The organism is Salinibacterium sp. G-O1, from assembly GCF_030063305.1.
In the GTDB taxonomy this organism is placed as follows: Bacteria; Actinomycetota; Actinomycetes; order Actinomycetales; family Microbacteriaceae; genus Rhodoglobus.
Genome location: NZ_JASISV010000002.1, coordinates 246,203 through 259,001 on the forward strand (window position 1 = coordinate 246,203; position 12,799 = coordinate 259,001).

Annotated in this window: 11 protein-coding genes; 5 read left to right on the top strand and 6 right to left on the bottom strand. The window is 64.5% G+C overall.

All coding sequences use genetic code 11. The features are described from left to right. Positions 1-25 precede the first annotated feature (25 nt). A complete protein-coding gene (locus QMG83_RS07575; protein ID WP_283504773.1) occupies positions 26-1,444 on the top strand; it encodes a flavin monoamine oxidase family protein in 1,419 nt (472 codons plus the stop codon). Here QMG83_RS07575 and QMG83_RS07580 read toward each other — a convergent pair. The 3 genes from QMG83_RS07580 to QMG83_RS07590 form a co-directional block, all read right to left on the bottom strand. Beyond that, the gene (locus tag QMG83_RS07580) at positions 1,380-2,102 is read right to left on the bottom strand and encodes a Pr6Pr family membrane protein (RefSeq protein ID WP_283504774.1); all 723 of its coding nucleotides are present in this window, start codon (positions 2,100-2,102) and stop codon (positions 1,380-1,382) included. The genes QMG83_RS07575 and QMG83_RS07580 overlap by 65 nt on opposite strands. Positions 2,103-2,176: 74 nt before the next feature. After that, complete coding sequence (locus QMG83_RS07585; RefSeq protein ID WP_283504775.1) at positions 2,177-2,632, bottom strand: SRPBCC family protein; 456 nt, start codon at positions 2,630-2,632, stop codon at positions 2,177-2,179. A 106-nt stretch (positions 2,633-2,738) separates the two neighbouring features. Next, positions 2,739-3,080 carry a DUF2834 domain-containing protein gene (locus QMG83_RS07590; protein WP_283504776.1) on the bottom strand — a complete coding sequence of 114 codons (342 nt, stop codon included), beginning with the start codon at positions 3,078-3,080 and terminating at the stop codon, positions 2,739-2,741. Between the two features lie 103 nt (positions 3,081-3,183). Between QMG83_RS07590 and imuA' the strand changes: the two genes are divergently transcribed. From imuA' to QMG83_RS07610, 4 genes are all read left to right on the top strand, one after another. Next, entirely contained in the window at positions 3,184-3,897 is a 714-nt protein-coding gene (gene imuA' / locus QMG83_RS07595; protein ID WP_283504777.1) for a DnaE2-dependent mutagenesis accessory factor ImuA', read from the top strand. Beyond that, positions 3,894-5,462 (top strand): DNA polymerase Y family protein, encoded by a 1,569-nt coding sequence (locus QMG83_RS07600; protein ID WP_283504778.1) that lies wholly within the window; start codon positions 3,894-3,896, stop codon positions 5,460-5,462. The genes imuA' and QMG83_RS07600 overlap by 4 nt, the downstream gene beginning before the upstream one ends. Then, positions 5,462-8,869, top strand: coding sequence for an error-prone DNA polymerase (locus tag QMG83_RS07605; RefSeq protein WP_283504779.1), 3,408 nt, complete (start codon positions 5,462-5,464; stop codon positions 8,867-8,869). The genes QMG83_RS07600 and QMG83_RS07605 overlap by 1 nt, the downstream gene beginning before the upstream one ends. Positions 8,870-9,032: 163 nt before the next feature. Next, a complete protein-coding gene (locus QMG83_RS07610; RefSeq protein ID WP_097061923.1) occupies positions 9,033-9,236 on the top strand; it encodes a cold-shock protein in 204 nt (67 codons plus the stop codon). Between the two features lie 90 nt (positions 9,237-9,326). Here QMG83_RS07610 and QMG83_RS07615 read toward each other — a convergent pair whose 3' ends face one another. The 3 genes from QMG83_RS07615 to QMG83_RS07625 form a co-directional block, all read right to left on the bottom strand. Then, positions 9,327-11,114, bottom strand: a complete 1,788-nt coding sequence (locus QMG83_RS07615; RefSeq protein ID WP_283504780.1) for a DEAD/DEAH box helicase — start codon at positions 11,112-11,114, stop codon at positions 9,327-9,329. A 65-nt stretch (positions 11,115-11,179) separates the two neighbouring features. Continuing rightward, positions 11,180-12,427: a DNA polymerase IV gene (gene dinB / locus QMG83_RS07620; RefSeq protein WP_283504781.1), complete on the bottom strand. Its 1,248-nt coding sequence runs from the start codon at positions 12,425-12,427 to the stop codon at positions 11,180-11,182. Between the two features lie 97 nt (positions 12,428-12,524). After that, a complete protein-coding gene (locus QMG83_RS07625) occupies positions 12,525-12,791 on the bottom strand; it encodes a GlsB/YeaQ/YmgE family stress response membrane protein (protein WP_283504782.1) in 267 nt (88 codons plus the stop codon). Positions 12,792-12,799: the final 8 nt, after the last annotated feature.

The window sequence follows — 12,799 nt, forward strand, 5'->3', positions numbered from 1 at the left end:
TTGCTCGCGTTACTATGAACGTGAGATGTCATTCACGCGACGGAGCTTCCTGGTGGGCGCGGGGGCCAGTACCTCGCTGCTGGTACTCACCGCTTGTACCGACACGTCGCCTGTGCCAACGGCCAAGCCCACTCCCCAACCCACGAATTCCGTTCCCGCGCCAACGAGCGTGCGGCGAAGCGACTGGTCAAATGACCCGTTCGCGCTCGGAGCCGTGAGCTTCCTTCCCGTGGGAGCCACTCCCCTGCACCGCGCAAATCTGGCCCAGAGCGTGATGGATCGCGTTTTCTTCGCTGGCGAGGCGACGGCGGATGACCCATCCACCGTCCGCGGCGCACGGGACACTGGGGCGCGAGCGGCTGCCGAGGTCCTGGAGGTTGTCGGCCCAGGCGAGCGTGTCGCTGTGATCGGCGCAGGTGCAGCCGGCGCCGAGTGCGCGAGGCGGCTGGCGGCATTGGGCGTCGACGTGGTGGTACTCGAGGCGCGTGATCGCACCGGGGGGCGCATTCACAGCATCAAGGGCAGTGATGGACAGTTCACCGAACTGGGCGCATGGCGGCTCGGCGTCGATAGTGACGCGGAGGTCATTGCGACGCTGGCGCGGCTTGACGTTGCCACGGCCCCTCACGCTGGACCCGATCTGATTCGAGAATCTGGCAGCGACGCAGAGGTCCTGACGCCAGCAGGCACGACACCGGCCAACACCGTCGGCGCCACCGCTGTGGCCAGGGCCACGGAATGGGCCGTCAGTCAGGTTGCCGATTCCACCCTTGCCGACGCGCTGGATGCGTCAGGGGCACTGGGCGCCGCGGCTTCTGCCAGCCAGGGCGACCTGGGCGGCGAGGAGCTACTACAGCAGTATCTGCGCTCTCTTTCCGCGACGACAGGAGCCGAGGCATCCACGCTCTCTGCCTGGTTCACTCCCCCGCAGCAGACGGAAGAGAACCTGCGGGTCACCGGATCATTCGTGTCGCTCATCGACAGCGACCTCAGTGGCGTTGAGACGTTCCTCTCCAACGTCGTCGTCGGGGTCTCGTACGACGAAAACGGGGTTCGGTTGCGACTCGGCACCGGAGAGTCGCTCAGCGTCGCCCGGCTGGTCGTCACGGCGCCTCTCGGCGTGCTGAAGTCGGCCGCCATCGAGTTTGCTCCCCTGCTGCCGTTCGGTCACCGCGCGGCCATCAATGCGATCTCGGTCGGCGCCATTGACCTCATCCACGTGAGATTCGACGAACCATTCTGGACGACGGATGCCGTCAACTGGAGTCTGGTGGGAACCGACGACCTCATCACCACCTGGGTGAACCTGATGCCGGGCACCGGCGAACCAGTGCTCATCGGTCTCGTCGGTGGCGATGCAGCGATCGCCCTTGCCGGGCTCACGGAGAAGGAGCTTGCCGAACTGGTGAGGACGAGCCTCGAGCCTTTCGCCGAACCCGTGTGAGCCACACCATCCCGATGCCCACCACCGCAAACACCAGAAGCGCCAGCCCCGTCATCGTGAAGAACTCTTCAGGCCCGGTGAGCTGCCCCGGATCGAGGAAGTAGTAGGGGTACCACCCCACAAGGGTGCCGCGCAGCATCGTCAGTCCGCCCCATGTCACCGTGTAGCCAAGCACGAACACGACAACGCGCCAGGCCGCTCGCCCGCGTCCTGGCGACAGCAACCACTCGAGCACAGCAAGCGGTGGCAACCAGAAGTGCAGCACGAGGTCGGAGGGCGGAACATCGATCGGCACCGTGTCCGAGCCGGCCTGCTGCACGATGATGGCGAAGACGATCCCGGCGGTGACGGTGCAGGTGAGAATGCACGCCCGCAGGCCTGTGAGCCAGACGGGGTCGCGGTTCGCCCGCATCGCCACCGCGCCCGCGATCGCCATCACGATGACGAAAGCGATATTGCTCTGAATCGTGAGGTAGGCGTAATAGTTGTTCGGTGTGAATGTGGCCGAACCGAGCCCCCAGTTGTAACGCTCGACCAGGGCGATCGCGCAGACCACAGCAAAGGCGATCCGGACGGCACCCACAAGCAAACGCGGGCGTAACGCCCTGAGCGGTGGGGGTAGAAGTTTGGCGAAATCCAGCACGCGGGTGGAGGTCAACCGCGGGGATCTACCGGCGGAAAACTCATCCTTTGAGCCTACGCCCCCGCGGATGCCCTCATCCGCAAAACCGCCTAGTTCTCGACAGAACCCCGCCAGGCGCCGTCGGGGGTGCCCTGCTTCTCGATGTATTTCTTGAAGTTGTCGAGTTCGTTTTTCACGACGTGGTCGGGGATGTCGAGTGCGGCGCCAGCCTTCTCGACGAGCCCACTGGGTTCCCAGTCGATCTGAACGGCGACGCGCGATGTGGTGTCGCTGAGCTTATGGAACGTGACGACTCCGGCGTGGTCAACTTCACCGCCGGTGCTCGTCCAGGCGATGCGGTCATCCGGAACCTGTTCACTGATCACCGTGTCAAATTCACGGGTGTTTCCGGCGATGGTCACCACCCAGTGATTGTGCTTGTCATCCTGCTGGGTGATCGACTCAACGACGCTCAGGAACTTCGGGAACTCCTCGAACTGGGTCCACTGGTTGTACGAGAGGTTCACGGGAACATCAACGTCGATCGTCTGCAGTACTTGTGCCATGGTGGGCTCCTTCGTGTGCGTGGTTGTCGTTCCACGTTAGGCACAATGGCCCGTGGATGAACGGGGCTTGATCCTGAGGCCGACGACGGCTATAGGCTCTGAGCCGTCAGGCCGACGTGACCCGCAGGGCGGCGAGCTTGCGCTCCCGCATCGCAAGAAACAGTGGGAAGGTGAACGCGAAAGCGGTGATGCCTGACAGCACGATGTAGAGCCACGCGTGCTTCATCCCGAGCCTGCGTGATTCGACCACGATCAGAATGCAGCCCGCCACCGCGACGACCAGCAGATCGACGGTCAGCGACGAGACGGCGGGACCGCTGGTCACCCAGTCGCCGAAGAAGTCGCGCAGTTGGATGATCGCCAGCGTGTTGAACGTCCAGGTGCCGATGAGGCCGGCGACGGCCAGTGCGAGCCAGATGATGGCGAGAGGAGTCCAGTTCTTCGTCATACGACATTGTTGCGCGTCGAGCCGAGTTTGCCGCTCGGGGCGACACGCCGCTCAAATGTCACCCGCAATTGACACAATCGAACGTATGTTCGAATATGGAGTTATGACTCCGGCAGCCGCGACCCTCGACAGTGCTGAGCACGCTGTCGAGAGCAGCGCGCCCGGCAGGGTTGCCGAGCTGCAGGCTCGGATCCGGTCGATGCAGGCAACGAAACTCGACTCGAAACTGATCCCCACGCATCCAGCGATCGCCGGCTTGCTGCCCGGTGGTGGGCTTCAACAGGGTGCCGCATACTCCATCGATAGTTCGGCGATGCTGCTCATGACCCTTCTGGCTGCGCCCTCGGCAGCAGGTTCGTGGTGTGCGGTCGTGGGCATCCCCGAATTTGGGGTCGAGGCGGCCGGTCATGCCGGCGTCGACCTCGACCGGCTGGTGCTGGTGCCCCGCCCGGCAGAGCAATGGCTCACCGTCACAGCCGCCATCGCAGATGTCATGAGTATCGTCGTCACCCGGCCGCCCAAGCGCGCGACAGACTCGAGCGTTGCGCGGCTCGCCGCCAGGTTGCGCCAACGCGGAACCACCCTTCTCGTGCTCGGAAGCTGGCCCCAGACCGAAGCGATGCTGTCGCTCTCCCAGAGCACATGGCACGGCATCGGGGACGGCCATGGGCACCTGTCATCACGCGAGGTGACCATCACGGTGACCAGCCGTATGACGGGCCGACCGCGCAGCACGAGACTGTGGCTGCCCGACACGGGAGCGGTGGTGAGGCGAGCCGAAACACTTGTCGACGACACCCGCAGGTACGGAACATGACGTGGGAACCCCCGAGGGTCGCCCTGCTGTGGTGCCCTGACTGGCCGGTGACCGCGGCCGCCCAGCACGCAAAACTTCCCGTGGATGCCGCGATCGCCCTGGTTTCGAACGGAGTAGTGCACGCATCGTCGGCCGCAGCTCGCGTTGAGGGGATTCGACGGGGTCTGCGACTGCGTGAAGCGCAGGCCCGCCACCCCGAACTCGCTGTGCTCGACTACGACGCAGCTCTCGACAATCGGGCATTCGAACCCATCATCACGGCCCTCGAGTCACTGGTGCCCGGGGTGCAGGTACTCAGGCCGGGGCTGTGCGCCGTTCGGGTGCGAGGAGCTGCCCGCTACTACGGGGGCGAACTGTCTGCCGGGCTCTTTCTCGCGGGCAGGGCAGACGACGAGGGGGCGGGAGGTGCCAGGGTTGGCATCGCCGACGGAATTTTCACGGCAGATCAGGCAGCACGCAGAACCGGTGCGCAGGGCAAAGACACTGTGCATGTCGTGGCGGCAGGGCACTCGGCCGATTTTCTTGCTCCGCTCGGCATCGGATTGCTCGACGACCAGCAGGGGCCGGAAGGTGCCGCGGCGATCGTCACCCTGCTTCGCCGGCTCGGCATCCGCACCCTCGGCGATTTTGCCGCGTTGCCCGCCGACGATGTGACGGCCAGGTTCGGTTCGACCGGTGCGAGACTGCACGCGCTGGCGAGTGGTCGCGATTCGTGGCCGGTCACCCCGCGCACTCCCCCGCGAGACCTGGATGTGACTGTCGACTTCGAACCGGCCCTCGAGCGCGTCGACCAGGTCGCATTCGGCGTTCGTGCCGCAGCCGAGCGGTTCATCCTCGACATCACAGCAGCGAAGCTCGTGTGCACGGCGATCCGCGTCGAACTCGACTCAGACTCCGGCGAACTGTCCGAGCGGGTGTGGCTGCATCCTCGCTCCTTCACCGCTGGTGACGTCGTCGATCGTGTGCGGTGGCAGCTGCAGGGCTCGGGCGAGGTCGGGCTGAGCTCCGGAATCACCCGGGTGCTGGTGTCGCCAGACGCGGTCGATGCGATCGGCAATCACGAGAGCGGGCTGTGGGGGCAGGGTCCCGATGAACGCATCCACCACGGATTGTCGCGCGTGCAGAGCATGCTCGGTCACGGCGCGGTGCTGATGCCCGGGGTCGGCGGCGGTCGCACCCTGCGCGACCGGCAGCAGTTTGTGGCGTGGGGCGACAGGCTCGTGGGTGACCGGCCGGCAGAGCAACCATGGCCAGGGCAGCTGCCCACTCCACTGCCCGGCACCGTCTTCTCGCCGCGGCATCCTGTGCATGTTTTTTCGGGCAGCGGAGACTCGGTCTCCGTCGATGAGCGCGGTGCCCTCTCGGCGACTCCCGCCATGTTCTCGGCCACGGGAACACCATCGCGCACGCTCACGGCGTGGGCAGGTCCGTGGCCGATTGATGAACGCTGGTGGAGCGAAGATGCGACCAACGCGTGGCGTTTTCAGGCCGTCGACGAGACGGGATGCGCCTGGCTTCTGGTGCTCGACGCCGGCGGCTGGTGGGCCGAAGCGAGGTATGACTGATGGGCTGGAACAACCCGCCGGTCTCATGGTCGGAGTTCGAGAAGAAGCTGAGCGATGCGTCGCGCCCCGGCACAGCTCCCCCGGTCGGCGCCGATGGCGGCGACAGCCCCGCCTGGTCTCTGAAGCGCAAGGCCTATCAGGCGCCTGCAGATATCACAGACGCGGGTGGCACTTCTCGCGGAGCCTCCGTGCCGTACGCCGAACTGCACGCCCACTCGAGCTTCAGCTTTCTCGACGGCGCGAGCATGCCGGAGTCGCTGGCGGAAGAGGCGGCGCGGCTCGGGCTGCACGCCCTCGCCCTCACCGACCACGACGGCCTGTACGGCATCGTCAGGATGGCCGAGGCTGCCGCCGAGATCGGAACCACCGCCACAGTCTTCGGTGCCGAACTGTCGCTCGGTCTTCGAAAGCCGCAGAATGGCTCACCCGATCCCGAGGGCATCCATCTGCTGGTGCTGGCCAGAAAGGAGGAGGGCTACCACCGGCTCGCCTCAGCCATCACCCGCGCGCAGCTGCGCGGAGGGGAGAAGGGCAGGCCCGTCTACGATCTCGAGGAGCTGGCCGCGCAGGCAGATGGCCACTGGATCGTGCTCACCGGTTGTCGCAAAGGTGCGGTGCGGCGTTCGCTCTCCCAGGGAGATGCCGAAGCAGAGCTCGACCACCTCGTAGGGCTGTTCGGCTCTCAGAATGTCGTGGTCGAACTCTTCGACCACGGCAATCCGCTCGACAGCGCGCACAATGATGCTCTGTTCGACCTCGCCAACCGGAAAGGCCTCAGGGCCGTCGCCACCGGCAATGTTCACTACGCCACCCCGGCTCAAAACCGGCTGCACACGGCCCTGGCTGCGGTGAGGGCACATCGCAGTCTCGACGAGATGGATGGCTGGCTTCCCGCTTCGGGGTCTGCACACCTGCGCTCCGGCGCCGAGATGGCGGCCAGGTTTGCGCGCTACCCCGGTGTGATCGAGAACACCGTCATCATCGCCGACGAGCTCAGCTTCGAGCTGAGGTCAGCCAAGCCAGACCTGCCGCTGCAGGACGTCCCAGACGGTCACACCCCCATGAGCTATCTGCGCGAACTCGTCTGGCTGGGGGTCGGTTTGAGGTCAATGGAGATGGATGACGCCAAGCGCGTCCGAATCGAGCGTGAACTCGATGTCATCGAAGAGAAACACTTCGCCGGATACTTCCTGATCGTGTGGGATATCGTGCGCTACGCCCGCAGCCGCGGCATCCTGTGCCAGGGTCGTGGCTCTGCCGCAAACTCGGCAGTCTGCTACCTGCTGATGATCACCGCCATCGACTCGATCTACTACAAGCTTCCCTTCGAGAGGTTCATCTCGGCGATGCGGGAAGAGGAGCCAGACATCGATGTCGACTTCGACTCTGAGCGTCGCGAGGAGGTGATCCAGTATGTGTTCGAGAAATATGGTCGCGAGAACGCCGCGCAGGTTGCCAATGTGATCCAGTACCGGCCGAAGTTTGCCGTCCGCGACATGGCCAAGGCCCTCGGGCACAGTCCCGGCCAGCAGGATGCCTGGTCGAAGCAGGTGGAGCGCTGGGGCGCCACCATCTCAAGCGCCGAGCATGACATCCCGCGGAATGTGGTCGATCTCGCGATCGAGGTGATGAAGTTCCCCCGGCACCTGGGCATCCACTCGGGAGGCATGGTGCTTACTCGGCGGCCCGTGGGAGAGGTGGTGCCGATCGAGCATGCACGCAAAGAGAATCGCACAGTCGTGCAGTGGGACAAAGACGACTGCGCCTGGATGGGTCTGGTCAAATTCGACCTGCTGGGGCTCGGCATGTTGTCTGCGCTGCAGTACAGCTTCGACATGGTGCGGGAAACCTTCGGTGAGACGTGGGACCTCGGCTCCCTGCCTCGCGAAGAGCAGGGTGTGTACGACCAGTTGTGCAGGGCCGATGCGATCGGCGTGTTCCAGGTCGAGAGTCGCGCGCAGATGGGGCTGCTCCCCCGCCTCCAACCGCGGGAGTTCTACCATCTGGTGGTCGAGATTGCGCTCGTGCGGCCAGGCCCGATCCAGGGTGGGGCCGTGCATCCGTACGTCCGCCGCAAGATGGGCACAGAACCTGTCACCTACCTGCATCCCCGGCTCAAAGAGCCTCTGGAGCGCACCCTCGGCGTGCCGATCTTCCAGGAGCAGCTCATGCAGATCGCCGTGGCCGTGGGCGGCTGCACCCCCGATGACGCAGACCTGCTGCGCCGGGCGATGGGGTCGAAGCGTGGCATCGAGAAGATCGAGAAGCTGCGCGACAAGCTCTACCTCGGCATGGCCAGCAACGGCATCACCGGCGACGATGCCGACAAGATCTATGGCAGCATCCAGGCTTTCGCTGGGTTCGGGTTTGCCGAAAGTCACGCGCTCAGCTTCGGCCTGCTCGTCTACGCCAGTGCCTGGATGCGCCTGCACTATCCCGCAGCGTTCCTCGCCGCGATGCTCCGTGCCCAGCCGATGGGCTTCTACTCGCCGCAGTCTTTGGTCGCGGATGCCCGCCGCCACGGTGTGCAGGTGCTGAGGCCAGACATCCAGGGCTCGGGGGTGTACGCGGGGCTTGAGTCGCTGGCTGGCGCTACCAGCGCCACCGGGCGAGACTCTTGTCTTGCGCGGGAGCAGCCGCCGGTGGGTCCGTTCGACCGTGACGCTCACTTCGACACGGACGACCATCGCCGCGATGGTGCGTTCGCGGTGCGGCTCGGTCTCGACGAGGTCAGCGGCATCGGCATCCCGGTGGCTGAGAAGATCGTGGAGGAGCGAGCCCGCGCCGGCGATTTTCTGAGTATGAACGATCTTGTGCGCCGGGTGGGCCTCACGACCGCGCAGCTGGAGGTACTCGCCGCGGCCGGCGCGTTCGACTGTTTCGGGCTGAGCCGGCGCGAAGCCATGTGGAACGCCGGCAACGCGGCCCAGGATCGCTCCGAGTTTCTGCCCGGCAGCATCATCACGGTGCAGCCACCGCTGTTCGCGCTGCCTTCCTCCGTAGACGAGCTCATGTCAGACCTGTGGGCGACGGGGGTGTCGACCAACAGCCACCCGGTCGAGCACCTGCGCCCTGCACTACGGCGGCGGGGCATCCTGTCTGCGGCCGACTTGGCCACGGCGGAGTCTGGTCGACGCATCGAGATCGGCGGGGTCGTGACACATCGCCAGCGTCCAGCGACAGCCAGCGGCATCACCTTTGTGAACATCGAGGATGAGACGGGGTTGATCAACGTGATCTGCAGCGTCGGCGTGTGGACGCACTACCGGCGGGTGGTGCGAGAGGCGCCCGCGCTGGTCATCCGCGGCATTCTGGAGCGATCCGCAGAGGGCGTGACCAACGTTCTGGCCGACCGATTCGAACTGCTCGACATGGCTCCGAAGACCAGATCTCGCGATTTCCGGTAACGCCCCGAAAAACTCGTTTGATTAAAATCTCGCACCATTTCCGTAATACATGGCGAACTCCGGCAAGTACTGCTATAGCCTAGGAACATCGTCTTCGTTTCTTTGTAAACGGGATGTGGCCTCGACTGTCGGGGCTAGAAGAACGCTCCTGGAGGAGTTTTACATGGCATTAGGCACCGTTAAGTGGTTCAACGCGGAAAAGGGCTTTGGTTTCATCGCCCCTGAGGACGGAAGTCCTGACGTGTTCGCTCACTACTCGGCCATCGCAACCGGTGGTTACAAGTCGCTCGACGAGAACCAGAAGGTTGAGTTCGACATCACACAGGGACCGAAGGGTCCCCAGGCGGAGAACATTCGCCCCCTCTGATCTTGATAGTTCAGTAACGGAAACGCCCCGGTCCATACCGGGGCGTTTTCTTTTGCCCAAAAACGTCTTGTGCCCGAAGTGGGCCGCTGCTTAGCCGTGGATGCCGCGACGCAGGTAGTCGATCCGCGCTTGCAACTGAGTGACGGTCGCCTGCGCCACGGCCGGTCCGCCGCACACGCGCCGGAGCTCGGCGTGAATGATGCCGTGCGGCTCGTTCGACATTTTCGCGCGGATGCCAACAAGAGCGTTGAGCACCTTGCGCTGCTCCTTCAGGTTGCGGAAGAGCGCCTGCGGCTGCTCCTCCTTCGGCCTGCTCGCAGATCGCTTCGACTGCCGCGTCTGCCGCTGTGTGAGAAGCTCCCGCAGTTGATCGGGCTCGAGGATTCCCGGAAGGCCGATGAAGTCGAGCTCCTCGTCGCTGCCCGTCTCGGCCGCGAACCCGAATTCGTCCCCGTCGAAGAGCACCCGGTCGAAGTTGGCGTCAGATTCGAGCGCCTCCCACACGAACTCGTTGGCCAGCTCGTCTGAAGTGGTCTCTTCACGGTTTTCCTGGTCGAGCAGTCCGTCGTCGAGCAGTCCGTCGTCGTCCTTCGATTCACGGTCGAGAGCATGGTCACGCTCCAGCTCCATGAGACCGGCGAGGGTGATGAGCGACGGCACACTCGGCAGGAAGATGGAGGCGGTCTCGTGGCTTCGTCGAGCCCTCACAAAGCGGCCGACGGCCTGGGCGAAATACAGCGGCGTCGAGGCGGACGTCGCGTAGACGCCGACAGCGAGCCGTGGAACGTCCACGCCCTCCGACACCATGCGCACCGCGACCATCCAGCGGGACTCCCCCTCGGAGAAAGTCTCGATCCTGGACGAAGATTCCTTTTCGTCAGACAGCACGACGGTGGGCATCTCGCCCGTGATCTCGTGCAGCAATTTGGCGTAGGACCGCGCGGTCGTCTGGTCGGTCGCGATGACCAGTCCCCCAGCATCCGGGATCGAATGGCGCACCTCGGTCAGCCGTCGATCGGCGGCCCGCAGCACGGCCTGCATCCACTCCCCGCCGGGGGCGAGTGCCGTGCGCCATGCTTGGGCGGTCACATCCTTCGTGTCACCCTCGCCGAGCCTGGCCTCCATTTCGTCGCCCATTTTGGTGCGCCAGCGCATCTTGCCGGCATACGCCATGAACATCACCGGGCGAACGACACCATCGGCCAATGCGCGCCCATAGCCGTACGAATAGTCGGTGACGGAGGTGCGAATGCCCTTGTTGTCCGGGGCGTAGGTAACGAACGGGATCGGGGCGGTATCGCTGCGGAACGGCGTACCGGTGAGAGAGAGCCTTCGTGTGGCCCGCTCAAAGGACTCACGAATCGCGTCGCCCCAGCTCAGGGCGTCGCCGCCGTGATGAACCTCATCGAGAATCACGAGAGTGCGAGCGGATTCGGTGATCTCCTTATGCAGGGATGCCCGCACGGCGACCTGTGCGTACGTCACGGCCATGCCGTGGAACCGCCGACCGCCGTAGCCGTCTCCGTTGGAGTAGCCGGGGTCGAGCCGCAGTCCCACCCGATGCGCGGCGTCGGCCCACTGGCGCTTGAGGTGATCGGTCGGGGCGACCACGGTCACACGATCCACCACCCGCTGCGCGATGAGTTCGACGGCGAGGCGCAGGGCGAAGGTCGTTTTCCCGGCGCCGGGCGTTGCTGCGGCAAGAAAATCGCGGGGGTTTCTCTCGAAATAGATGTCGAGAGCTTCGGCTTGCCAGGCGCGAAGGGCGGTGGCTGTACCGCGCGCCGCCCTGTCCGGGAATGACGGCGACAGGTGCTCTGCAGCGAACGTGCCCACCGTGGGCGTGAAAACGCCGGGGTTGGAAGCTGCGCTATTCACTTAACGAAACTTTACGCGACCCTACCGACAGTCGGCGCCGACTCGGTGTGGTGCGGGGTTCGAGTTCAGTCGCGCTGGCCGAGCCTCGGCCGCTCGTCCTGTGTGTGTCCGATGAGTCTGGCCTGCTTCACGGCGCCTTTGCCGAATCGTGCGCTGGCGGCATCCATCACATCTTCGGCGTCGCGCCAGGCCTCCGATTCGTCCCACAGCCCCTGAGGTACCGTGGCCGAATCCAGCAGCTGCTCGGCCCTCACCCCGACGAGCCTGATGGCGGCATTCTGACGACCCTGGGCCTCATAGACCTGACCGATCTCCTCGTAGATCGTGCGACCGAGATCGGTGGGTTCGCTGATGGTCCGTGATCGGGTAATCGTGGTGAAGTCTGAAAACCGCAATTTCAGCACGACGGTGCGGGCCACAAATCCGCCGGTACGCAGGCGGACCGCGACCATGTTCGACATTCTGAGCAGTTCGCGCCTGATCACCTGCGCGTCGGTGACGTCGGTCTCGAAGGTGATCTCGTGACCGATGCTCTTTTCGTCGGCGCGAGTCTGGACCGTTCGTGGATCGATGCCCCAGGCGAGCTCGTGCAGTCGTTCGGCGCCGGCGTCACCGATGACACGCCGAAGTTCGGAGACGGGCGCTGCGGCGATGTCACCGATCGTGTTGAACCCTCGACCCCGCAGGATCTCTTCTGTCTTTGCTCCGACTCCCCACAGCTTTGCAATCGGGAGTGGATGAAGCAGCGCCACGGTCTTGTCGGCCGGCACCACGAGCAGCCCATCGGGCTTACAGAGCCCCGAGGCCAGCTTCGCCACGAACTTGGAGGCTGCCGCACCAACCGAGCAATTCAGCCGTGTCTCCTGACGAACGCGCTGGCGAATGAGCTGGGCGACCTGCATTGGTGAACCAAAAACGTTGCGGGCTCCCGCGACATCCAGGAATGCCTCGTCGATGCCGAGACGTTCCACCTTGGGCGTCATATCGTCGAAGATCGACATGACCTGACGGGAGAAATGCTGATATCGCTCGAAGTGTGGCTCGAGCACGATCGCCTCGGGGCAGCGCTTGAGTGCGATCGCCATCGGCAGAGCGGAGTTCACGCCGAACTTGCGCGCCTCGTAGGTGGCGGCGGTGACGATCGATCTCGCCGACTTGTGGCCCACGATCACGGGCTTACCGACGAGCTCAGGATGATCGAGCAGTTCGACGGAGGCGAAGAAGGCATCCATGTCGACATGCAGGATTGTCGCCGTGCTGTCGTCGATGGGCCCGATGGTGACCTGCCGGTCGCTGCCATCCTGTTTGCCCATGTCTCCATCTTCTCAGCCGCCACCGACCACCACGATGCTGAGCGGGTTAAACGCCGATGGGCGGCATGCCGAAGCATGCCGCCCATGGAGTCGAGGGTTACGCCCTGCGGCTACCGCGTGTAACGAGGCCGTAGATGAGCAACACGAGGATGGATCCACCGATTGCCAGCAGCCACGTCTGGATGGAGAAGAAGTCCTCCAGCGGTGCATTGAACAGTGCGCTTCCGATGAAGCCACCAAGCAATGCTCCGACGACGCCAAGGATCAGCGTGATGAGCCAACCGCCGCCCTGTGAGCCAGGAAGGATTGCCTTCGCAATTGCTCCTGCGGCGAGGCCTAATACGATCCAGCCGATGATTCCCATGGTGACCT

Excerpts from the sequence above, each read along its gene's own strand:
- QMG83_RS07575 (WP_283504773.1), top strand. The coding sequence starts at position 26 with ATGTCATTCACGCGACGGAGCTTCCTGGTGGGCGCGGGGGCCAGTACC.
- QMG83_RS07585 (WP_283504775.1), bottom strand. The coding sequence starts at position 2,632 with ATGGCACAAGTACTGCAGACGATCGACGTTGATGTTCCCGTGAACCTC.
- QMG83_RS07590 (WP_283504776.1), bottom strand. The coding sequence starts at position 3,080 with ATGACGAAGAACTGGACTCCTCTCGCCATCATCTGGCTCGCACTGGCC.
- imuA' (WP_283504777.1), top strand. The coding sequence starts at position 3,184 with ATGACTCCGGCAGCCGCGACCCTCGACAGTGCTGAGCACGCTGTCGAG.
- QMG83_RS07600 (WP_283504778.1), top strand. The coding sequence starts at position 3,894 with ATGACGTGGGAACCCCCGAGGGTCGCCCTGCTGTGGTGCCCTGACTGG.
- QMG83_RS07605 (WP_283504779.1), top strand. The coding sequence starts at position 5,462 with ATGGGCTGGAACAACCCGCCGGTCTCATGGTCGGAGTTCGAGAAGAAG.
- QMG83_RS07610 (WP_097061923.1), top strand. The coding sequence starts at position 9,033 with ATGGCATTAGGCACCGTTAAGTGGTTCAACGCGGAAAAGGGCTTTGGT.
- dinB (WP_283504781.1), bottom strand. The coding sequence starts at position 12,427 with ATGGGCAAACAGGATGGCAGCGACCGGCAGGTCACCATCGGGCCCATC.
- QMG83_RS07625 (WP_283504782.1), bottom strand. The coding sequence starts at position 12,791 with ATGGGAATCATCGGCTGGATCGTATTAGGCCTCGCCGCAGGAGCAATT.